This is a genomic window from Campylobacter sp. CFSAN093259 (genome assembly GCF_012889985.1).
GTDB classification, from domain to species: Bacteria; Campylobacterota; Campylobacteria; order Campylobacterales; family Campylobacteraceae; genus Campylobacter_D; species Campylobacter_D jejuni.
This window is the reverse complement of record NZ_CP040617.1, coordinates 765,912-789,184: the sequence shown is the minus strand read 5'-3', so window position 1 is coordinate 789,184 and position 23,273 is coordinate 765,912. Positions and strand designations below refer to the sequence as shown.

General features: G+C 30.1%; 22 protein-coding genes. 5 read left to right on the top strand and 17 right to left on the bottom strand.

What is annotated here, in order from left to right; genetic code table 11:
• Positions 1-720, top strand: a complete 720-nt coding sequence (locus FBF20_RS04185) for an alpha/beta hydrolase (RefSeq protein ID WP_002852645.1) — start codon at positions 1-3, stop codon at positions 718-720.
• Positions 721-2,148 (top strand): UDP-N-acetylmuramoyl-tripeptide--D-alanyl-D-alanine ligase, encoded by a 1,428-nt coding sequence (gene murF / locus FBF20_RS04180; RefSeq protein ID WP_002852462.1) that lies wholly within the window; start codon positions 721-723, stop codon positions 2,146-2,148. It begins immediately after the preceding gene.
• A 57-nt stretch (positions 2,149-2,205) separates the two neighbouring features.
• Here the strand turns inward: murF and FBF20_RS04175 are convergent, their stop codons facing one another.
• The 3 genes from FBF20_RS04175 to FBF20_RS04165 form a co-directional block, all read right to left on the bottom strand.
• Positions 2,206-3,510, bottom strand: coding sequence for a hypothetical protein (locus FBF20_RS04175; protein WP_015016451.1), 1,305 nt, complete (start codon positions 3,508-3,510; stop codon positions 2,206-2,208).
• Positions 3,511-3,608: 98 nt separating this feature from the next.
• Positions 3,609-4,628 (bottom strand): fla regulon two-component system sensor histidine kinase FlgS, encoded by a 1,020-nt coding sequence (flgS, locus tag FBF20_RS04170; protein ID WP_002889760.1) that lies wholly within the window; start codon positions 4,626-4,628, stop codon positions 3,609-3,611.
• A 3-nt stretch (positions 4,629-4,631) separates the two neighbouring features.
• Positions 4,632-5,510: a DUF234 domain-containing protein gene (locus tag FBF20_RS04165; RefSeq protein WP_079263774.1), complete on the bottom strand. Its 879-nt coding sequence runs from the start codon at positions 5,508-5,510 to the stop codon at positions 4,632-4,634.
• 35 nt (positions 5,511-5,545) lie between these two features.
• Between FBF20_RS04165 and FBF20_RS04160 the strand changes: the two genes are divergently transcribed.
• The gene (locus FBF20_RS04160; RefSeq protein ID WP_079263773.1) at positions 5,546-6,820 is read left to right on the top strand and encodes an aminotransferase class V-fold PLP-dependent enzyme; all 1,275 of its coding nucleotides are present in this window, start codon (positions 5,546-5,548) and stop codon (positions 6,818-6,820) included.
• Here the strand turns inward: FBF20_RS04160 and purU are convergent.
• From purU to FBF20_RS04090, 14 genes are all read right to left on the bottom strand, one after another.
• On the bottom strand, positions 6,817-7,641 hold the full coding sequence (gene purU, locus FBF20_RS04155) for a formyltetrahydrofolate deformylase (RefSeq protein ID WP_002859821.1): 825 nt from the start codon (positions 7,639-7,641) through the stop codon (positions 6,817-6,819). The genes FBF20_RS04160 and purU overlap by 4 nt on opposite strands.
• Entirely contained in the window at positions 7,638-8,756 is a 1,119-nt protein-coding gene (locus tag FBF20_RS04150) for a CCA tRNA nucleotidyltransferase (protein WP_168952606.1), read from the bottom strand. The genes purU and FBF20_RS04150 overlap by 4 nt, the downstream gene beginning before the upstream one ends.
• Complete coding sequence (locus FBF20_RS04145; protein ID WP_002852635.1) at positions 8,725-9,216, bottom strand: hypothetical protein; 492 nt, start codon at positions 9,214-9,216, stop codon at positions 8,725-8,727. Before FBF20_RS04145 ends, FBF20_RS04150 begins: the two co-directional genes overlap by 32 nt.
• Positions 9,213-9,461: a tetratricopeptide repeat protein gene (locus FBF20_RS04140; protein ID WP_010891888.1), complete on the bottom strand. Its 249-nt coding sequence runs from the start codon at positions 9,459-9,461 to the stop codon at positions 9,213-9,215. The genes FBF20_RS04145 and FBF20_RS04140 overlap by 4 nt, the downstream gene beginning before the upstream one ends.
• A 78-nt stretch (positions 9,462-9,539) precedes the next feature.
• Positions 9,540-9,713 (bottom strand): Sec-independent protein translocase subunit TatA2, encoded by a 174-nt coding sequence (tatA2, locus tag FBF20_RS04135; RefSeq protein ID WP_002852615.1) that lies wholly within the window; start codon positions 9,711-9,713, stop codon positions 9,540-9,542.
• A 12-nt stretch (positions 9,714-9,725) separates the two neighbouring features.
• Positions 9,726-10,064: a chaperone NapD gene (locus FBF20_RS04130; RefSeq protein ID WP_002852435.1), complete on the bottom strand. Its 339-nt coding sequence runs from the start codon at positions 10,062-10,064 to the stop codon at positions 9,726-9,728.
• Entirely contained in the window at positions 10,057-10,971 is a 915-nt protein-coding gene (locus tag FBF20_RS04125) for a WD40 repeat domain-containing protein (protein ID WP_002852557.1), read from the bottom strand. The genes FBF20_RS04130 and FBF20_RS04125 overlap by 8 nt, the downstream gene beginning before the upstream one ends.
• Before the next feature lie 4 nt (positions 10,972-10,975).
• Positions 10,976-11,500, bottom strand: a complete 525-nt coding sequence (locus FBF20_RS04120) for a nitrate reductase cytochrome c-type subunit (protein WP_010891887.1) — start codon at positions 11,498-11,500, stop codon at positions 10,976-10,978.
• A complete protein-coding gene (gene napH / locus FBF20_RS04115; protein ID WP_010891886.1) occupies positions 11,497-12,279 on the bottom strand; it encodes a quinol dehydrogenase ferredoxin subunit NapH in 783 nt (260 codons plus the stop codon). The genes FBF20_RS04120 and napH overlap by 4 nt, the downstream gene beginning before the upstream one ends.
• Positions 12,276-13,016 (bottom strand): ferredoxin-type protein NapG, encoded by a 741-nt coding sequence (gene napG, locus FBF20_RS04110; protein WP_002852504.1) that lies wholly within the window; start codon positions 13,014-13,016, stop codon positions 12,276-12,278. Before napG ends, napH begins: the two co-directional genes overlap by 4 nt.
• A gap of 17 nt (positions 13,017-13,033) precedes the next feature.
• Positions 13,034-15,805 carry a periplasmic nitrate reductase subunit alpha gene (gene napA, locus FBF20_RS04105; protein ID WP_002856999.1) on the bottom strand — a complete coding sequence of 924 codons (2,772 nt, stop codon included), beginning with the start codon at positions 15,803-15,805 and terminating at the stop codon, positions 13,034-13,036.
• Positions 15,806-16,051: 246 nt separating this feature from the next.
• Positions 16,052-16,579, bottom strand: a complete 528-nt coding sequence (gene tpx, locus FBF20_RS04100) for a thiol peroxidase (protein ID WP_002889743.1) — start codon at positions 16,577-16,579, stop codon at positions 16,052-16,054.
• A gap of 98 nt (positions 16,580-16,677) precedes the next feature.
• A complete protein-coding gene (gene peb2, locus FBF20_RS04095; RefSeq protein WP_002856943.1) occupies positions 16,678-17,418 on the bottom strand; it encodes an AcfC family adhesin PEB2 in 741 nt (246 codons plus the stop codon).
• A gap of 40 nt (positions 17,419-17,458) precedes the next feature.
• The gene (locus tag FBF20_RS04090) at positions 17,459-19,489 is read right to left on the bottom strand and encodes an ATP-dependent helicase (RefSeq protein WP_002857005.1); all 2,031 of its coding nucleotides are present in this window, start codon (positions 19,487-19,489) and stop codon (positions 17,459-17,461) included.
• A gap of 128 nt (positions 19,490-19,617) precedes the next feature.
• Between FBF20_RS04090 and FBF20_RS04085 the strand changes: the two genes are divergently transcribed.
• Both FBF20_RS04085 and FBF20_RS04080 read left to right on the top strand, forming a co-directional pair.
• Entirely contained in the window at positions 19,618-20,637 is a 1,020-nt protein-coding gene (locus tag FBF20_RS04085; RefSeq protein WP_002867971.1) for a hypothetical protein, read from the top strand.
• Between the two features lie 22 nt (positions 20,638-20,659).
• Positions 20,660-23,272, top strand: a complete 2,613-nt coding sequence (locus FBF20_RS04080; protein ID WP_002889734.1) for a valine--tRNA ligase — start codon at positions 20,660-20,662, stop codon at positions 23,270-23,272.
• The last annotated feature ends 1 nt before the right edge of the window (position 23,273 follow it).

Here is a 23,273-nt window from a genome sequence, read left to right as displayed (position 1 = left end):
ATGGCTCAAACTCAACTTTCTTATAAAAACAAAACTTATCAAATTTCTTATGAAATTTTAGGTGATCTTTCCTTACCGCAAATACTTATCTTACACGGCTGGGGAGCTGATAAAAAACTTATGAAACAAAGTTTTTGTCCTTTTTTGAAAGATTTTTGTCAAATTTATATGGATTTAGCAGGTTTTGGAAATTCAAGCGTGGAAGAAATTTTAAACACTCAAGATTATGCCAATATCACAGAACTTTTTTTAAAACAAAAAAAACTCAATGTCTGTTTTTTCATGGGGCATTCTTTTGGTGGAAAAGTAAGTACCCTACTCGCAAAAGAAAAAGACACCCTAATCTTACTTTCAAGTGCAGGAATTTTGGCTAAAAAATCCCTAAAAGTGCGTTTTAAAATCCGTATTTTTAAAATTTTAAAACTCTTTGGTTTGGGAAAATTTTATCGCTATTTTGCTAGTAAAGATGGAGCAAATCTTAGTCCTATAATGTATGAAACCTTTAAAAAGGTTGTTGATGAGGATTTTAGTGAAATTTTTGCCAAGCAAAAGGCTAAAAGCTTGATTTTTTGGGGAAAAAGCGATGAAGCTACGCCTTTGTATTGTGGTGAAAAAATGCATCAATTTTTAAAAAATAGTACTTTTTATCCTTTAGAGGGGGATCATTTTTTCTTTTTAAAACACTCTGCTTTCATAGCTCAAAAAATCAAGGAAATTTAAATGCTTATCAATACTCTTTATTTTATCAATTCTTTATTTTTTAATTTTTGTATAGCTTTTTATCTTATGAGTGCTTTACAATGGTATTCTTATAAATTTAAACGCGTGTTTTTTCATTATCATAAACCTTTGTGGCATTTGTATTTTTTATTTATTCCTTATTTTTTATTCTTAGCTTTTCCTTTATACTCTTTGGTATATTTTGCATTGATCCATACTCCGATTTTGTATTTTTGGAATAAAGGCATAGATAAAAAGCTTGTTTTTACAAGTAAGGTTAAATGGTTTTTTGTTTTTGTTTTTGTTTATAATGCTATTTTTACCATCCTTGCTTTGCGTTTTTCTTTTCTTTTTAATCTTTTTAGTCTTCCTTTTGCTTTATTGAGTCTTAAAATTTATGAGTTTTTTACAAATTTATATTATAAAAAACAAGCCAAAGCCAAACTAAGAGCCAATGAAAATTTAAAAATCATACTCATTACCGCAAGTTTTGGAAAAACAAGTATTAAAAATTTTTTATACGAACTTTTAAAAGATGACTTTAAAAGCTACAAAACACCACGCTCTGTCAATACCTTACTAGGTATAGTTGCTGATATCAATGCTAATTTAAGTCAAGATACTCAAATTTACATAGCTGAAGCAGGCGCTAGACTTAAAGGCGATATCGATGAAATCACGCATTTTTTACAACCTCAAATCAGCATAGTAGGAGAGATAGGCAATGCACATTTAGAGTATTTTAAAAGTGTTGAAAATATCCGCTCAACCAAACTTGAAGCCTTAAATTCCGAAAGACTAGAAAAGGCTTTTTTACACTCTAGCACCCAAAAAGAAGAAGATAAACTCATCAGCCTTTATGATGATAAATTAAGTCTTATTCATTCAAGTCTTGAAGGTTTAGAATTTAAAGTCGATATAGAAAATAAATCCTATGATTTTAAAAGTCAAATTTTAGGGGATTTTAATGCGCAAAATCTTTGTGTTTGTATACTTTGTGCTCATTATCTTGGCATAAAACTAGAAAAAATTCAAAAGCAAGTTTTAAATATAAATTCCGTAGAACATCGCTTGCAAGTGCTTTCAAGAGAGCCTAAATTTATCATAGATGATGGTTTTAATGGAAATTTTAAAGGTATGAGCACAAGCTATAAACTTTGTAAAAGCTATAAAGGACGCAAAGTTTTAGTAAGTCCTGGTATAGTAGAAGTAAGCGAAGAAGAAAATATAAAACTTGCCAAAATCATCAATGAGTGTTTTGATCTTGCTATCATTAGTGCACAAATCAATGCTGAAATTTTCAAAAAAGAGTTAAAAATAAAAACCATTATACTTAAAGAAAAGAGTCAACTAGTTCAAACTCTAGCTAAAGAAACAAAACACGGAGATTTGATACTCTTTTCAAACGATGCACCTAGCTTTATGTGATTCGCATAAGTATTTGCAAATGTCATCATTTTTAATTTGACTTCGTGCAAATACTTCCTAAACCCTAGTTTGCCCCATAAGATTATTTAATCTATCCATTATAGATCCAACATAAGAATTGATACTTTCACTGCTTGCTTTCCAACCATTAGCTTTTACTTGATTAAATTCTCTATCAAACCAAGCTCCACCATAACCTATGCTTGTATTTTGCCAAGCAACCCCTTTATCCATTGCATATATATCTGCATCAAGCCAACCCTCTTGTGCATAGCCTTTTAACAAACTTGCAAAATCAACTTTACCTGTCATAATGTCATCTAAAGAAGCTAAAGAGCCATCAAAGCTTTCTTTAGCCATAGCTTCAGCATAAGACTTAGCTATAGGATTTAATGTTGCACTACCTTCTCTTGGCGATACACCCGTTGATTTTAAAAAACTCATAAACAAAGCTTCTTTAGAATAACTTCCATCTTCATTTTGTGGATAAACTGACATATCAGGATTAAAAGTATCTATTGCAGTGTCTTTATCTAAATTTTGAGTTTGCATACTTTGCGGAGTGAAATTTAATGGTTGTAAGCCTATATTAATATGTCCAAACATTCCTAATTGTTCTGCTTCATTATATTGCTCTTGTGTATTATAATAGTTTGTTATTGTTAGCTTGTCATAATTTTTCGGCATAATACCTATAGTTTTATCAGATGATAATTCACTAATTCCCTTAGGCATAGAATTTATATCTGCTTCAGTGAAACTTGTTTTATTGGTATCATTAAAAGCATAATTAACAATTTGATTAAATTGATTATAATATTGTTTTATGGTTTCAGCCATATCTATGTTTGTATAATATTTATCTATACCTAAATATTTTTTTATATCTGAAGTATAAGAGTTATTTTCAGCCTTCCTCTCTATCTCATCCAAAGTAGATTTATGTATCTTAAAATCTTCAGGAAGTCCCGCAGCTTTATTAAAATCACTTCCCATATAACCATCTTTATCTACACTATAACCATAGGCTGTATTAGTGTTTAAATCAGCTTGTTTGTATTTTAGAGTATAAATAGAGTTTTTAAATTCACTAGATATATCATAATTAGGAGAACTTGTCTTACTACTTATACTAAAATTAGTATTATTGCTAGTATTTGTTGTATTAGTAGAATTTAATGCTTCACTTCTTGCTAGAGTTTGTGAATTTGCATTTTGAATTTCATTTAACTTACTAGCATTTTGTTTTAAAAAAGCATTAGCAAAACTTATTTTAGAATTTTCTTTACTTTCTTTATTAGCTTTTGCTTGTGAAAGTATAGAATTATAGTTTGAATTATCATTGATACTAAAGATACTCATATTAATTCCTTGATTTAGATTTTTCTGCCTTCAACCTAAATATATTAAAATAATATAAGCAAAATTTGTTCCGTTTTGGGGTGAAAAGAAAATATTTATCACGCCAAAGGTAAGGTAAAATAAAAATTCTTAGGATCACTTTGAAAACTTAACTCTCCCTTATGAGCGTTTATGATTTCTTTAGAAAGAGACAAGCCAAGTCCATTGCCTTTAAGTTTTGTTGTTTTAAAAGCTTCAAAAACCAATTTCTCATCTTTTATTTCACAACCATTATCATACACTCTGATGCATATTTTTTCATTATCATAACTTGCTAAAATTTTAATCATAGGCTTTTCACATTCGCTTTCTTCTATCGCATCAATAGCATTATAAATCAAATTTTGCAAAACCAAACCAAGAAGAGCTTTATCAGCACAAATCTGCTTATCCAAAAAAGATATTTCAAAGTCTATTTGAGAAGTGAAATTATAAGAGTTAATGGCACTTTCACACTCTTCTTTTAACTCTAAAAGATTAAAATTTAAAGCATTGATGTGTACACCCTTAGTAAAAAGTAAAGTTGAATTTACGATACGCTCCACTCTAGCAATAGCCTTTTGGATCTCAAGAACTATATGCTTATTTTTAAGCTCACTACGAGCAAAAAGGGTTGAAGCAAGTAAAGATATAGATCCAATAGGATTTCTTATCTCATGTGCCAAATGAGCCGCTACACTACCCATGCTTGCAAGCCTTTCATTGCGTTTTTCATCGCTAATATCTGTAGCTGAAACTATAGTTTTTTCATTATGCGCTATGATTTTTACCGCATAAAACCTACCTTCAAATTCAAGCTCATCACGAATTTTATCAAGACTAATGATACTAAGTAATTTTGGATTTTTCAAGGCTTCTTGATTTTGTAAAATAATATTTTTTTCTTTATCTAAAATCCAAAGCGCACTAGGCAACACCTCTATAATCTCATCAACCATTGCGCGTAAGGAGTTATAGTTTTCATTTAAAGTTTTGTATTCATTTTCTATTACATAAGTTTGTTCTATAAGACTTTCTAAGCCTTTTTGTAGGGTTTCTTTTTCATTTGAGTCTAAACTTTTTAAAATACTTTCATTCATTTATCATTCCTCTAATAAAATCTTAAAATCATTCAAATCAAGTAAAAGCAAATTCTGTTCGCATATTTTATCAAATTCCTTGCTAAAACCATTTTTTGAGATTATAATGTAATAATTTGGAGCCAAATTTAAAGACTTTGCTTTTGATTTTAAAAGATTTAAAATATTTTTACAAATTTTTTTATTTTTAAATTTAACTTCTCCGACAAAACACAAATTTTTATCTCGATAATAAAGATCAAGTTCTAAATTCTTATCCCAGTAACTTTGCACTCCATTGATATTGAATTTTTTCTCAAGCAATTCTCTAGAAAGCTGTTCAAAACAAAAACTTTGATAAAGTTCAAATTTTTCTTTAATGTATTCTAAAACTTCTTTATAACGATTTTGCAAAATAAGCTTTTCATTGGGCTTTAAAAAATAAAAAAAGAAACGAGTAAATTGGTTGCTAAATATAATCTTATCTTGGACAACATAAGATCTTAGTTCTTTTTTGATTTTTTGTCTTTTATCTTTTATTTTTTTAGCTTCCTTACTATACTCAAGTTTTATTATACCTGTTTCTAAAAGATATTTAAGTGTAGATAAAGCTTTAAAATGCTGAATTTTTCTATTGATAGAAAAACGCTTACGATTGTTTTTAGCTAGCAAAGTAAGAGCATAAGAACTTGTTTCATCCAAGGCGAAATAACTTTTAATTTTTAGATAATCATCAAGCAACATTCGCTCTATATTTGTAAATACATCGTCTTCAAAATTTAAAATGTTTAATTTTTCAAAACCTTCAAATACACTATAAAAATCAAAAAGCTTACTTAAAGACAAATTCTTATGCAAATCTACAAAGTTCTTAAATTTTATATTTTTCCTTTTATAAAGCATTTTTATAGTATAATTTTAGCAAATTTTTATAAGGATTGTATTTGCAAATTTCAGATTTAAAAAAAGAATTGATCTTAAAAAAAGGTATTTTGCATTTTGACTTCACAGCAAGTGCTTTAGCTCTAAAATGTGTAGAAAAAGAAATTTCAAAAATTCTCCCAACCTATGCAAATACACATTCTGATAGCTCTTTAAATTCTTTTAAAACTCAACAAATTTACGAACAAGCAAGAAAAGATATAAAAAAAAGTTTATCATTGGATGAAAATTTTGCCCTTATAGCTTGCGGAACAGGATCAAGCAGTGCTATTAAAAAATTTCAAGAATTGATCGGCATTTACATTCCTCCTCTTGTAAAAGAAAGATATTTTACGCAAATTGATAAAAATACTTTACCTTTAGTTATTGTAGGGCCTTATGAGCATCATTCTAATGAACTTTCATTTCGAGAAGGCTTGTGCGAATGTATTAGAATTCCCTTAGATAAAAATGGAGAAATTGATTTTGATTTTCTAGAAAAAACTTTACAAAAAAATAAAAAAAGAAAAATAATCGCTAGCTTTTCTTTAGCTTCAAATGTTACTGGGATATTAAGTGATTACAAACGCATTTCTGAAATGGTTCGTAAATTTAAAGGGATAGTTGCTTTTGATGCATCTAGTTTCATTCCTTATAAAAACATATCTTGTCAATACTATGATGCGTTGTTTATAAGTTCTCATAAATTAATCGGTGGCATTGGCGGTTCTGGACTTTTAGCCATCAAAAAAGATCTTTGTGGAAACAAGCCTAGCTTTGCAGCAGGTGGAACTGTGGGCTATGTTTCTCGCACTTCACAATGCTACCTTTGCAATGAAGAAGCTTTAGAAGAAGGAGGAACACCTGGAATTTTACAACTCATTCGCGCTAGCTTAGCTTTTAAAATCAAAGATTCTATAGGGATTAAAAATATAGAAAAAAAAGAAGAAATTCTAAAAGATTATTTTTTTAAAAAACTAAAAACTATACCTAATTTAATTTTATACGCAAAGAATTTAAAAACCCGATTGCCTATTTTTGCTTTCAATATCAAAGGAATTTCTCCTTTTGATATCGCTTATGAACTTAGTAAAAAATACCACATAGAAACACGCGCTGGATGTGCTTGTGCTGGGCCTTATGGTCATGATTTACTAGGCTTAAAAGACAATCAAAAACTTAAAACAAAACCAGGCTGGTTAAGAATAAGCTTGCATTATACGCATGAAAAAGAGGATATTGATTATTTTTTTAATGCTTTAAATAAAACTATAATAAAATTATCGCATTAAAATATTATAGTTTTATTATTATATATAAAAATTCTATCTTCAAAAGCCAAATCAAGTGCCTTTGAAAGAACATCTTTTTCTATATTTCTACCTGCTTGCTGCATATCTTGCCAAGTAAATTCATGGTTTACAGGCGAAACAGCTTGAGTGATAATAGGACCTTCATCAAGATTATTATTTACAAAATGTGCCGTAGCTCCAATTATTTTAACCCCTCTTTCAAAGGCTTGTTTATAAGGATTTGCTCCTATAAATGCAGGTAAAAAAGAATGGTGAATATTTATAATCTTGCCTTCAAAATGCCTAACAAAATCAGGAGATAAAATTCGCATATATTTTGCTAAAACCAAATAATCAAATTTATATTGTTCAAGACATTTTAAAATCTGATTTTCTTGCTCTTTACGATCTAAATTTTCAGCGCTGATAAAATGATAAGGAATTTCAAATTTCTCAACTAAATCCTTTAAAGAGTTGTGATTTGAAATCACAGCTTTGATATTTGCTTCAAGTTCGTTACTATAATGCTTTATTAGCAAATCTCCCAAACAATGACTTTCTTTAGTAGCAAAAACAACAATATCTTTTTTTCTCTTCTCGCAAAGCTCTATCAAGGCTTCTTGTCCAAGCATAGCCTCAAGCGTTCCTATAAAAGCTTCTTTATCAAACTCACCTTCTAAAAGAGCACGAAAAAAAAACATTCCTTCGCCTACAAATTCATCGTTTTTCACTATATTGATATGATATTTAAAAATAACATCAGAAATTCTATAGATTAAACCTTTTTGATCTTTGGTGCAAATTTTTAATACAGAAATCATTTAGCTAAACCTTTTATATATTCTTTTAATTCATTCTCTCTTGCTTCTTGAAGCTTTAGGCCAAGAATTTTACCACAAAATCCAGCATTTATGAAATCTTTTGCTAAAATTTTACTTTCAAACTTATTCTCATAAAGCCCTAATCTTTTAGCTTGCTCAATACGCTTTTTACTCCAAAGTCCAAGCCATTCCTTCAAAGGCATTTCAAAAGCAATTTTTGCTAGCTCAAAATCACTTATATCATCAAGATAAAAAGCTTGATTTGCGTATTTTAGGTATTCTTTTTTAAGTTTAGTTCTTTTAAAAAATATATCTTTTCCTAAATTAAAAAAATTCAAATACAAATACAAGAATAAAGCATCGCTTTTTACAAATTCTCTACTTTGTCTGAGCAAATTTTGAAATTCCAAACTCTTAAAAATACTCTCAAAGCCGAAAATCTGTTTTTCTAAGTCAAGTTCTTGCAAATATCTATAGCCAACATCAAGTCTAGGGCTTTTAAAGAATTTATAAAGCTCCGCATTGATCCTATCTTTGCTAAGATCAGTTATATCCATACTTTGCATCAATTTCAAGCTTTCGCTAGCTATCTTAAAGTTAAACCTTGAAGCAAATACTACTGCTCTTAACACTCTTAAACTATCCTCTTGAAAGCTTTGTTTATCAATATGCCTTAAAAAGCCTACTCCTAGATCTTTTAATCCTCCATAAAAATCTAAAAACTCATCGTTAAAAAGATTAATCATCATAGAATTTATGGTAAAATCGCGTCTTTTGGCGCCAAGTTTTTCATCATTGCAAATTTGAACTTCAAAACCTTTATGTCCATGGCTTATTTTGTTTTCGGTTCTAGCAAGAGCTAAATCATAATTTTTAAACTTATACACAAAAAAACTTCTTCCAAAACCTTGTGCACCTAATTTTTGCATAATCTTTTCAAAATCTTTAGGTTTTATATCATAAAGCTCTATATCATAGTCGCAAATTTTTAAACCTAAAAACAAATCCCTAACGCTACCTCCAACCAAATACGCTCGTTTGGTATAAGGCTTTAAAAACTCAGCGATAAACTGTAAATCGGGATTATTTTTTAAGCTTATCTTCGATATTTGCAAGCAAAAACTCTAAAAAATTTATGGTCAAGTTTAACCTATTTTCAAGATCATCTTTTTTTATGCTATTTAAACCTTCAAAAAGAACTAAAATTCTCTCTCTAAGATGTTTTAAAAAAATATCCTCATTAAGCGTTTGAACCTCTGTCATAACACTAGGATTTAAAATTTCATTTTGTAAAAAAGGCTCTTCTTTTTTAAACTCTTTATTTTCCTGAGTAGAAATTTCAATATTATTTTGTATTTTTTGCTCTTCTTCAAATTTTGCCATAGAAATTTTATCTTCTAAGTCTTGCGGAGTATCAAGCTCTTCGCATACAAACTCCATAGGTGGTAATTCATCTTTTATTTCAGTTTTTCTATTTAATTCTTGTTCTTTTAAAATTTCATTTTGTCTTCTTTGCTCTTCCATGATAGAGCTAACTTCGCTAATGGTTTTTTTAGCTAAATCTTCCAAATTCATATTTTTATCAACCACCTTTTAAATTCATTAATTTCTTCATCGCTTTTCATATTAATAAAAAAATCCAACATTTGAGTGTTTAAGTCTTTATGCTTGGATCTAAAACCACTAAGACGACGAACCGCATCGATAGCGTTTTGGTTATTCGGATCTTCTTTTAAGATATTTTTATAAATTTCTAAAGCTTCGTCTTTTAACCCTTGAGCCTCATAGATAGAAGCTTCAGTGACTGTATTTTTCATCACTGTTTCCTAAAATTTTTCTTTAATTCTAGCAAAAAGCTTTTTAATTTATCTTTAAGAAAATAATATGATTTTTAATGCCTATTTTGTTTTAAACAATTTTTCTATATATTCTTTTTTTTCTTTCTCTAAGCTAGAATTTAATTCTTTTTGTTCTTTTTTAACTTGCACTTTTAAATCTTGATTTTTAAAATACACATAATCAATTCCAAAAATAACACCAATTATAATAAGCAATGGGATTAAAAATACCATATACTTTACACTTTAAGAAAATTGATTAAACACACTACCATAGTAGCGAACATTCTCAGCATTTTCATTTTTTTCTATCGTTTCTATTGCGCCACTATTGATTGCTTTTTGGATATCATCATTTAAATCTTGATAAGAAAAAACCATATTAATACTGATAATATTTGGCAATTTCTCAAGCATTTTATAAGAGTTTAACTCATCTTCTAAATTTTCACTTTCAATCACAACTATAATCTTTTCATTTTCACAAAGTTCTACAGAACAAAAAGGAATTTCAGATATAGCCTTTTTTAAATCATTTATATATTCTTCTTTTGCTAAAATCAAAACACTAGAAAGATTATTCATCAATACTCCTAAACATTATACTATCACCAAAGCCTGAAACGATAAAATCTTTATTGTTTAAAAAAATAATAAACTCACTCATCAAATTTTCATTATTAAAAGTTTTAACAGGCTTAAAATCACTTGTGCTAAAAACTTCACTAACTCCAGCTTCATTATCGCTATAAACAGCGAATTCTCCACTAGGACTTAAAGCACAAGTATATATCAAAAAATCTTTTTGTAAAAAATTTTGTTCTTCATTTTTTACAACTCCTATACGCCTATCCGTTCCACAACTTAAAATAACATTATTTTTAAAATCTACTTGATAGATATTATCTTTATGCATTTTATCATAGTTTTTCAACATCTTCCAATTTTTCAAATCAAAAAGTTCTACTTCGCCACTCTCAAAACCTGCAATTAGTCTACTCTTATCTTCATTTAAAACTGCATCATTAAGACTAGAATGGGAAAAATTAAATTTTTTTATATTTTTTAAACTTTTATCAATCAATTCTATTTCAGAACCAATAGAAATCAAAAGATAAGTATTTTCATTGATAAAAAATGCTTTTATTATGCTATTTTCTTCGAGCTTTTTGATTTGTAAATTTTCCTTATAAAAACTTAAATTTTTAGCACCAAAATCACCCTCGCTAAGTATTAAAAGTGTATGTTTAAAAATATCAATGTTGTAAATTTTAGCAAAATCATCACCATAATAATTTTTAATCTTTGGCAAAGATAAAAGTTCTTTTAAACTTTTATCTTTAATGTTATATTGCAAAATTTCACCTTTATCAGTGCCTATATATAAGTTTTGCTTATCAAGCTTTAAAGCTGTTATATTGGCATTTAATTTCAGCTCATAAGCATAAGACAAAACACAAAAAAGACTCAAAATAAAAAGAAATTTTTTCATTTATTTACTTTACACCCTCATTAATCACATCAATTAAATTTGAACGACTTTTTAATTGTTCATTTTTAAATTCAGGTTTAAAGCTATTTCCCACTAAAGGTTTTGCATCACTTTGTGGAACATGACACTGAGTGCAATTAAAACGACTATCGCTAATCATATCTCCTGTGGTTTTATTGTGTCTAAAATCATAATAATGACTAGCAGGAAGTGGAGTTGCACCAGCATCTGCTGCTATAGCCTTATCATGGCAGCTTAAGCACATATTGTTATCTTTAGTTATAGGTAACAAATCTTCAATAGCATGCGGAATTAATGGTGGTGCATTTTCATAAGAACGCTCAAAACGAGTAGATTCCCCAGGCTGTAAAGTTGTGAAATTTGCCTCCACTAAATTTACTTTATTTTCATTTTCTAAACTTGCTTTTCTAAGTCCAATTTGTTCTGAACTTACCCCACTATTCATTGCACAAGCGGCAAAAAATACCACTGCAGCACTTCCTAATAAAACCAATTTCTTCTTCATCATTTATTCCTTAAATCAAAAATATTAAAATTCAAAGCATCATCATTACAAACTTCTATACATCTTGCACACCTTATACACTCTCCTGATTTCACGCTAGTACTTTCTTTTCCAACCATCCACAAAACCTGTTTTTCAGGACAAATACGGATACATTCATAACATTTAGTGCATTTATCACTATCATGCTTTATTTTAAGCAAAGCAAAACGAGAAATAAAAGCATAAAAAGCTCCTAGTGGACAAAAATGTGAACAAATTGCCCTAGGACTTAAAAAAGTATCGATACAAAAAAGTATAAAGGCTACAAAAATCCAAGAACTTGTAGCAAAAATAATCCCTCTATGTATCATTCCTATATAAGAAAAACTTTCAAACACAGGCAATGAAAATACAAAAGAAAGGACTAAAACCAAGACCAATACAAAATAGCGTAAATTTTTAGGCAAAATTAAAAATTTATTATTAAGGGTTAATTTATTTCGCACAAAAGCAGCAAAATCTGTGATTAAATTAACAGGACAAACCCAAGAGCAAAAAACCCTTCCTAAAAGCAAACCATAGATAAAAAATATAATCAAAGCTCCTATTAAAGCCATTAAATCTATACTCCAGCTTGCTAGAATGATTTGCAAAACTGCAAAAGGATCACTTAAAGGTATGGTATTAAAAAGTCTAGAAGAACTTAAATTTCCCTGCAAGATAAAATCTGTAGCTTTAAAACTAAAAAGCGCTAAAATTCCAAGCTGAACGATGCGTCTAGCAATTAAATACTTCATCACAGTTCTCCATCATTTAAATAATTGGTTGCTTTTTTAACATTAAAATGTTTTGAAGTATCTGCATTTTTTATACGACCTTCATCTTTTTCATCCCAGCCTTTTACATAATGAGATCCTGCTTTTCCCAATACATACTCCCTTGGCAAAACACGAATGGCCGGTTTTTCAGTAATACAAGCCAGTTCACAAAGCCCACAACCTACACACACTTCATGATCCACACTAGGTAGTAAAAAAGCATGTTTGGCGGTGCGTTCATTGCGTTTAAGCTCAAGTTTTAAAGCCCTATCTATCAAAGGACAAGCTCTATAACAAGCATCACATTGAATTCCCCAGTGTGCCACACAAGAAGCACTATCAACAATAGCAATACCCATTTTCAAAGATTCTATACCCTGCTCTAAATGCTTTTTATCTAAAGCATCAGTTGGACATTCTCTAATGCAAGGAATATCCTTGCAAAGATAACAAGGAATTTCTCTTGCCTTAAAAAAAGGCGTACCATTTTTTGGACTATCTAACAAGCTAGCAAGCTTTAAAGTATCATAAGGACAGGCTTTTACACAAAGCCCACAACGAATACATTTACTTAAAAATCTAGCTTCATTTTCAGCCCCAGGAGGACGCAAGGCATAATTATCATCAGCTTTTAAAGCCAAATTAGCCAAAAATCCACCTCCTGTACATAAACATGCAGCCTTAAAGGCACTAACGAAAAATTCTCTTCTACCTTTCATTTAATCAAAACCCTAAATTAAGCTTTATAAATTTTTACAGCACATTTTTTAAAGTCAGTTTGTTTTGAAAGCGGACAAGTCGCATCCAAAGTAACTTTATTGATATATACATTCTCATCAAACCACGGCACATACACAAGTCCTACAGGCGGTTTGTTTCTTCCACGCATATCTACTCTTGCTTTTACTTTACCACGACGAGATTCCACCCAAACCAAATCACCTTGATTTAAGCCTAATTTCTCTCCATCTTTCTCACTCATATAGCAAAGTGCTTCAGGCACAGCACGGTAAAGCTCAGGCACACGCATAGTCATAGTTCCACTATGCCAATGCTCTAAAACCCTTCCTGTTGCAAGCCAGAACGGATACTCTTTACTTGGTCTTTCAGGTGCTTTCATAAATGGCCTAAAGAAAATTTTAGCCTTATTTTTAATACTGTGCTCTTTTTCATCTTTAGGAGCTATTAAATCCCCATTTGTAAGCATTTTGTTAAAATCACCATAAAAAGCAAAATCTGAATTTGGAGCCGCTTTTTTAGCATAATAATCAAATTTAGTATTAAATCTCCACTGTGTTTCCTTGCCATTAACCACAGGCCATCTTAAACCCCTTACTTTATGATAGGTATCAAAATCCGCTAAATCATGTCCGTGTCCTAAGCCAAATTTACGATATTCTTCCCAAAGGTATTTTTGAACGAAAAAGCCATAGCCTGTAAATTCTTTTCCATCACTGCCTTGAATTTTTCTCTCATCACCTTTAACATCGGTATTATCAAAGCCTTTTGCGATAGCATCGTTTGGATTAAAGCTTTTTGCTTCTTTATTGGCAAATAGCACATCAAAAAGTGTATCATCTTCGCTATAACCCATAGCTTTTGCCTCTTCTAAAACGCTTGGCAAGGTAAGCTTATTATCCACTTTTTGCTCTTTCCAAACTTCTTTAAGCTTAAAGCGTTTTGCAAATTCTAAAATTTGCCAAGTATCACTCATGGCAGCACCTACAGGTAAGACTTGTTGTTTCCAATGTTGAGTTCTTCTTTCAGCATTACCATAAGCACCCCATTTTTCATAAATCATAGCGCTTGGTAAAATAAGATCAGCTACTTTTGCTGAAATTCCAGGATAACAATCACTTACAACAATAAAATTATCCATTTCTCTTGCTGCTGCAATCCAGTGATTTGCATTTGCAGTGTTTTGCCATGGATTATTCACTTGCACCCATGCAAATTTAATTTTTCCATCTTCTAAATCTCTCATGATATTAAGATAAGGAGAACCTGGTTTTGGGTTGATAGTCTTTGCAGGAACTTTCCAAATTTTTTCAGAAATTTCTCTGTGTTTTGGATTGGCTACAACCATATCTGCAGGCAAACGATGTGAGAAAGTTCCTACTTCCCTAGCTGTTCCACAGGCACTTGGCTGTCCTGTTAAAGAAAAGGCTCCACTACCTGGTTTAGCTTGCTTTCCTAGCAAAAAATGTACCATATAAGCTTGTTCATTTACCCAAGAACCTCTTGTGTGTTGATTAAAGCCCATAGTCCAAAAACTTACGACTTTGCGATTTTTCTCTATGTAAAGATTAGCTAATTCTTGAAGTTTTTTCTTAAAATCTTCCAAAGACTCATTATCATCACCTTTGGCTACTCTTGCAGTGTATTCTAAAGTATAAGGGGCTAAACCTTTTTTAAATTCGTCAAAAGAAATTTCCCAGTTTTTATCAGCCACACCTTGATGTTTCATTTCAAATTTATCACCCGCTTTAACGCCAAGATAAGATAAAGAAGTAGCCTCTTCATCGTCTAAAGTGATTACATTTTCTTTTTCAACCGTATCTTTTTCACTTTCTTTAAATTTTGGATGATTTGGATTATTTCTCATACCATAACCAATATCAGCATAACCAGTTGCAAATACGCAGTGATCTTTGATAAATTTCATATCCATAGCCTCTGGATGATTATAAACAATCTCTCTTGCTATGTAGTTCCAAATAGCCAAATCTGTATTTGGTTTAAAAATAATTTCAATATCAGCAATATTTGAAGTACGGTTAGAAAAAGTGCTTAGATTAACAACTTTAACCTTATCAAGATTGCTTAGTTTTCTATCACTTACTCTTGACCAAAGGATTGGGTGCATTTCAGCCATATTAGCTCCCCAAGTGATAATAGTATCTGTAAGCTCTATATCATCATAACAGCCTGATGGCTCATCTACACCAAAAGTTTGCATAAAACCAACCACTGCAGAGGCCATACAATGTCTTGCATTTGGATCGATATTATTTGTTCTAAAACCCGCTTTTGCAAGCTTTAAAGCAGCATAACCTTCTTGGATAGTGTATTGCCCACTACCAAAAATCCCTATACCTGTAACGCCGAGTTCATTGTAGGCTTTTTTAAATTGTTTTTCCATTTCATCAAAGGCTCTTTGCCAAGAAACTTGTTGAAATTTGCCTTTTTTATCAAATTCGCCTTTTTCATTCATGCGAAGCAAAGGCATAACAAGACGATCTTCACCATACATGATCTTAGCATTAAAATAACCTTTGATACAATTAAGTCCGCGATTTACGGGTGCTGCAGGATCACCTTTTGTTGCTACGATTTTGCCATCTTTTCTAGCTATCATAATTCCACAGCCAGTTCCACAAAATCTACAAACAGCTTTATCCCATTTCCAATCTTCTTGCGCGCCAAGCATAGAGCTTGGAACACTAAGCCCTGCAACACTAGCAGCACTTGCAATAGCGGTATTTTTAATAAAATCCCTTCTATTCATCCTTATTCCTCCAAAATAAAAAAATCATCTTATTATAAAAAATGAAGTATAAAAATCTCTTGAAATTTTAATAAAAATAATAATTTTAAAGCTCTATTTTATAGGAGTTTTATTGTCCTTTTTATATTATTCTTACACAAAATAAATATTAAAAATAATCAACTTAACAATTAAAATATAATCAACTTAAAATAATAAAAAAATGAAGATATAAAAATTAAGCCCTAAGAATGGGCTTAATCAAAATTAATGGCAACTACAACCACCGCAGCAGCTAGAACCACCAAAAAATGCATCAAGTTTTGCAATATCTGGCATTTCTGTGATTTCATTTACAAGTTCTTTATATGCCACTTTACCCTCTTTAATCACAAATACGGCACGAGCTAAAAGCCCTTCTAAAGCACCTTCATTTATCAAAACACCATATTTTTCACCAAATTCTTTTGCCACAAAATCACTTGCAACACTTAAATTTTCAATACCTTCTGTACTGCAAAATCTTCCCATAGCAAAAGGTAAGTCCATACTTACTACAATCACTTCAGCACCATTGTAACTGGCTACTTTTTTATTAAATTCTCTAGCCTCTGTAGCACAAACTGGTGTATCTAAGCTTGGAACACTTAAAATGATTTGAGTTTTACCCGCTGCACCGATTTCAATCACGCTTAAATCTTTAGCTTTAAGATTTACCTTAGGAGCATCTGCTCCAACTTCTACTGAATTTCCTTTAAGTTTTACAGGATTTCCTTTAAAATTTACTGTACTCATTTAATTTCCTTTTTTGATATTTTAAACATTATTGCAATTAATGTTTTAGGAGTGATTATATCCTATAAATGTTAATTATTTTTTAATTTCACTCAAAATTATTTTACTTCTTTCCAAGTATATTTTTTCCACACTTTTTGAGCTTCCTTACTCTTAATAAAATCTACAAATTCTAAAGCTTTTTTATTTTCTAAACCTTTTTTTGTAGGAGCAATTTCAGCTGCACGATAAATCACTGCATTTTTATCTTTGATAAATAAAGCTTTATCATCGCCTAAAGCCTTTGCCCAATGAGACCAAATGATTAAAGCATCAATATTTGGATTGTTATTCCACTCATCTACAGCAGCTTTGGAATTTTTAGCATAAATTTTTATATTTTTACGTAATTTTACCAAATTTTCTCTTTTTGCACTTTTTAAAGCCATATCTTCATAAAGTCCAACTTGTCCTGCACCATCAACCACCATAACATTTATGCCATCTTTTAAAATGTCTTCAAAATTTTTAATATTTTTTGGATTATTTGGACGCACGATAATACCTGATGGACGCACATTTAAAACGCTTAAATTTTCCAAACTTAAACTTGGAATTTTTTTAGCAAAATCATCCATCATTGAAGTATTGCCTGAAAAAATCAAATCTGCATTTTCTTTTGCTTTATCTATCCAAGCTGGAGTTGGACCTGCGGTTACAATCACCTTTTCTTTTGTTTTTTCTTCAAATTTTAAAGCAAGCTCTTTTAGCACAGGAGCGGGACCACCTGGACCATAAACTAAAATTTCAGCATTTAAAAAACTTGCTGCTGCTAAACTTAAAATTAATATTTTTTTCATAAAATAAACCTTTCTTTATAATAATATAAAGGAAATTTTATCAATCTATAGTTAACTCTCCCTTGCAAAGCCCTGCTTCTATAAGAAAACGAGAAGGAGCGAAAGAAGTTTTTTTATTTTTATCATATTTAGCATAGCTTAAATAAAGTATATTTTTTGCCCTAGTTACTGCAACATAAAAAAGCCTTCTTTCTTCTTCTAAACTTCCACCCATTCCCATAAGCTTTTGATTAGGAAAGCGACCTTGCGCAAGATCAATCACAAAAACAAGATCAAATTCCAAGCCCTTGCTTGCATGTACGCTAAGCAAATTAACTCCTTTGCCACTACTCATTTCACTTGCACCTAAAGTTAGAAAATTATAATACTTATAAATATCGCTATAATTTTTTGTAAGCTCTTTTAAGACATTGAATTTTGTTTCTATTTTTTCTAAATTTTCACTCTTTCTTAATAAATCCACCTGTCCTGCTTTATTTGTTGCTCTTTTGGTTGCAAGTTCTTCACAAATTTCTCTATAAAAAGAATTTTCACAAATTAAATTTACCAAAGTCAAAGAATGTTTTATTTCCATAGCTTTTTTTAAAAAAAGATAAATTTTTTCTAAATTTCTAGCACATAAATCATTGATTTTTGAAAGTTTTAAAATAGGATGTGCATCAAATTCACTCTCAAATTTAAAACGAGTTTCGCTGGCTAATTCTTCTAAATCCGCAAAAAGCCCAAGTTGATAATTTCTTTTTTGATGATTTTGCAAATTTACATTTTTATCAGGATCTAAAAAACCTTTTATTAAATTTCCATGCCCTAATTTTAAAAGTGCGTCAAAAATTTCTTTTGCTAAAACTCCACCCACACCTTTGGTGTATTGAACCAAATGAATAAAAGCCATAATATCCTTAGGATTTACCACAAGAGCAAGCATAGAGCTAAAAGCTTTAACTTCTAAACTTTCAAAAAAACTTCCACTTCCCTTTCTCACACTTGCAATGCCCTGCTCCCTTAAAGCTACTTCAACCCCATCAGCACTTGAGTTGTTGCGAAAAATCACGGCAATTTCTTCCAAACTTACTCCGCTTGTAAGTATCATTTTGGCTATATTTTGATACTGATCAAATAATTCTTCAAAAGTAAGCAAAGATGGGGCTTTAAACTCATCATTTCTTGTAACAATAAGTTCTTTTGGGTATAATCTTTCGTTATTTAAAATCACTTTATTAGCCAAAGCTAAAATACTTCTTGATGAACGGTAGTTTTTATTTAAAGAAAAAATTTTTGCATCTTTAAAACGATCTTTAAACCCACCTATGATATTAATATCCGCTCCATTAAAAGCATAAATACTTTGATCATAATCCCCTACGCAAAACAAACTTTTACTATGAAAAGCCTCTATTAAGGAACTTTGCAAAGTATTTGTGTCTTGATATTCATCTACTAAAATTTCATCAAATTCATATTTTTCTTCTTTTAAAAGATCTTTTAGATTGATAAGCAAGTCATTAAAATCTACATAATTAAAACGCTTTTTTTCATTATCATATTCTTTTAAAATATCTTCATAAATTTCAGCATAAATACTTTGATCTTCGTAGTTTTGGCAAAACCAAGTATAAAAATCTTGATTGTGCGCTTTGTTTTGAAACAAAGAATAAAGATCATATAAATAACTTGATTGATAAGGTTTTATATCACTTAAATGCCTAAAAGTTCTTTTTTCATAGACACTTTTAAGTAGAGTTTTTAACTCGCTTGCTTGCTTTAAGGCTATATTTTTATCCGCATTTCTAAGTAAGGTATAAGCCGTACTATGAAAAGTTCCTGCAAGTATTTTACTGGTAATATTTTTATCAAAAAATTTCCCTAAACGCCCTATCATTTCTTTACTGGCTTTATTTGTGAAAGTCAAAAGCATAATTTTTTGAGGTGCCACTCCCTTGCTTAAAAGATAAGAAATTCTTGCAACAATAGTAGAAGTTTTTCCCGTCCCTGCACTTGCAATAACAAGATTGTGTCCAAAATCAGCAGTAGCAGCAAGATATTGTTCATTATTTAATTTTGAAAGTGGCATTATTTTCCTTATAAAAGTTAAAATTATAAAAAAAAATTACTTAAAAATATAAAAATTTAAAATTACTTTATATTAGATTATAGTACAATGCTAAAATTATTTAACTTTCTGTTTTTAAGGGATAGCAAATGAATTTGAAAATTTTTTCTATTATTGTTGGCATATTAATTGCTGTTATTGTGATATTAGGTGGAACCTATTATTATCTTTTTGAATATTCAAAACCAAAGAATTACACCTTAAATACCAACACTTACACCGAACAAAAATCATATACCAATAACTACGATAATTCCTATTCACCCTCGATCCAAACCAACAATAGTTCATCAGATATAAATATTAATAACAATACCATCCAAAAGCAAGAAACAAACCTATTAGATGAAAATCAAAGCTTAAATAACAATACATTTAATACATCAATAAGCGAAAACAATCAAAGCTTAAATAATAACACCAATACAAGTAATAATATTAATACAAATGAAAATAAGCAAATTTTAGATACGGATAAAGAAAAATTAAAACAAGAAAATAAACAAGCCAAAATAGAAGCTCTTAAAAAAGAAATCAGCAAACAACAAAAGATCTTAGAAAGAGAAAGAGCTGTAAAAAAAGAACTTCAATCAAACAAATCAAACAAAAATAAATATCTAAATACCGCTAGAGAGTATCTAAGCATAGGAAAAAACAGTCGTTTAGAACCTGAGCTTAGCACAGAAAATATGAAAGTTTACATTTTAGATGGAAAATTTTTAAGCCAATACAGAATCAATCTGTTAAAAGATATGCTAAGCGTTATACAAGATAATGCAAAAGATTATTATCTAAGTATTTTTGTTAAAATGCTACCAAAAGGGGAAATGAAATTAACTATCTATAACAAAGAAATTATCTTTTCAGATATGAAAAAAGCTTATAAATATATTAGTTTAGATAGATTAAGCCCATATTTAAACAATCCAAAAGAATTAAATGAACATGTAGCACGTGAAGAAATTTTAGAAAGACTTAAACTTCAAATTAAAAAAGACGGCAAAGGAAGTGATTTTTCTAAACATATCAAAAGTTTGAAAACTGGACTTAATACAGCACAATATTTCTTCCCGTTTTGTGAAATTATAGAAATTAGCTCTATTAAATAAGCTAAAACAATAAAGGCAAATAATGTATGATAAAAATTTAGAAAAAGAGTATTATCAAATTTGCGAAGAACGCGGATATTTTGAAATCGATGGCAATAAAACCATACAAGAAAAAGATAAAAATTTCTGCATTATGATGCCTCCTCCTAATGTCACTGGAGTTTTACACATAGGACATGCTTTAACTTTTACTCTGCAAGATATTATGACGCGTTACAAAAGAATGGATGGCTATAAGGTTCTTTATCAACCAGGGCTTGATCACGCAGGTATTGCCACTCAAAATGTTGTAGAAAAACAACTCCTTGCTCAAGGCATTAAAAAAGAAGAACTAGGTAGAGAGAAATTTATAGAAAAAGTCTGGGAGTGGAAAGAGCAAAGCGGTGGAAAAATTTTAGACCAAATGAGAACACTAGGCATCACTCCTGCATGGAGTCGCTTGCGTTTTACTATGGATGAAGGTTTGGTTAATGCCGTAAAAAAAGCCTTTGTAGAACTTTATGATAAAAGACTTATTGTACGTGGAAACTACATGATAAATTGGTGTACTCATGATGGCGCTTTAAGTGATATAGAAGTTGAATACAAAGAAAACAAAGGAAAACTTTATCATATTAAATACTTTTTAAAAGATAGCGATGAATTTTTAGTAGTAGCCACAACGCGTCCTGAAACTTTTTTTGGCGATACTGCAGTTATGGTGCATCCTGATGATGAACGCTATGCTAAATTTGTGGACAAAGAAGTGATTTTGCCTATAAGCAAAAAAGCCATTAAAATCATAGCCGATAAACATGTAGAAAAAGAATTTGGAACAGGAGTTGTAAAAGTTACTCCCGCTCATGACATGAACGATTATGAAGTAGGACTTAGACATAATTTAGATTTTATAAGTGTTTTTGATGAAAAAGGAATTTTAAACGAGCATTGTTTAGAGTTTCAAGGTTTAGAACGCTTAGAAGCAAGAGAAAAAATCGTAGCCAAACTTGAAAGTCTTGGTTTTATAGAAAAAATAGAAGAGTATAACAATCAAATAGGATATTGTTATCGTTGCAACAATATAGTTGAACCTTATATCTCCAAACAATGGTTTGTAAAAAAAGAAATCGCCCAAGAAAGTATAGAAAAAGTTGCGCTTGGAGAAAGTAAATTTTACCCAAATCACTGGATAAATAGCTTTAATGCTTGGATGAAAGATTTAAGAGATTGGTGTATTTCAAGACAACTTTGGTGGGGGCATCAAATTCCTGTGTATTATTGCGAATGCTCTCATGAATGGGCAAGCCAACATACGCCTAAAACTTGTCCAAAATGTCAAAGTCAAAATTTCAAACAAGATGAAGATGTGCTTGATACTTGGTTTTCTTCAGGACTTTGGGCTATGAGTACTCTAGGCTGGGGAAATGAAAATTGGGGTAAAGATAAAATTTGGTCTGAAAAGGATTTAAAAGATTTTTATCCCAATTCTTTACTCATTACAGGTTTTGATATTTTATTTTTCTGGGTGGCTAGAATGATGTTTCAAAGCACCAATGTCTTACATCAACTTCCTTTTAAAGATATTTATTTACATGCTCTTGTGAAAGATGAGCAAGGTAGAAAAATGAGTAAAAGCCTTGGAAATGTTATCGACCCAAATGAAAGCATTAAAGAATATAGTGCTGATATTTTACGCTTTACTTTAGCACTTCTTGCTATACAAGGACGCGATATTAAACTTAGCAATGATAAACTTTTACAAGTTAGAAATTTTACAAATAAAATTTATAATGCTAAAAATTATCTGCTTTTAAATGAAAGTAAATTTGAAGATTTGGAAAATATCACACTTCATTCAGAATTAGCAAAATATATTTATGCCAAATTTCAAACTTGTGTTAAGGATGTAAGAGAAAATTTAGACAATTATCGCTTTAATGATGCGGCTAATACTCTATATAAATTCTTTTGGGATGATTTTTGCGATTGGGGTATAGAGCTTAGCAAAGCCGAAAAATCAAGCGTTAAAGAACTTGGTAGTATTTTCAAAGAAGCTTTAAAACTTTTAAATCCTTTCATGCCTTTTATCAGCGAGTATTTATACCACAAACTAAGCGATACAGAACTTAAAACAAGCCCTTCTATTATGATAAGCAAATATCCAAAATTTAAAGAACAAGATAAAAATATAGAAAAAATCTTTTCTTTGCTCATAGAAAGCATAGTTAGTATCCGCCGTGCTAAAAGTTTAATCGATCTTGGAAATTCTAAAATAGAAAAAGCTTATATCAAATTTAACGATAAAAAAATCAAAGATGAAATCAAAGCTTATATGAATTTTATCATAATGCTCGCAAAGTGCGAGCAAATAGAATTTAGTGAAGAAAAATTACCAAAGGCAATATGTGATGTTAGCGAGAATTTAGAAATTTTTATTACGCTTGAAAATGTTGATTTAAGTGGTATTTTAACAAGACTTGAAAATCAAAAAAATAAGCTTGAAAAAGAAAGTTTCAAGCTTAACTCCATGCTTTCAAATGAAAAATTCATCGCTAACGCACCTAAAGAGGTGGTGGAGCAAAATAAAGAAGCTCTAGAAAATTTAAAAATTCAACTTGAAAAAATATCAGTTGAACTTCAAAATCTAAGAGGTTAAA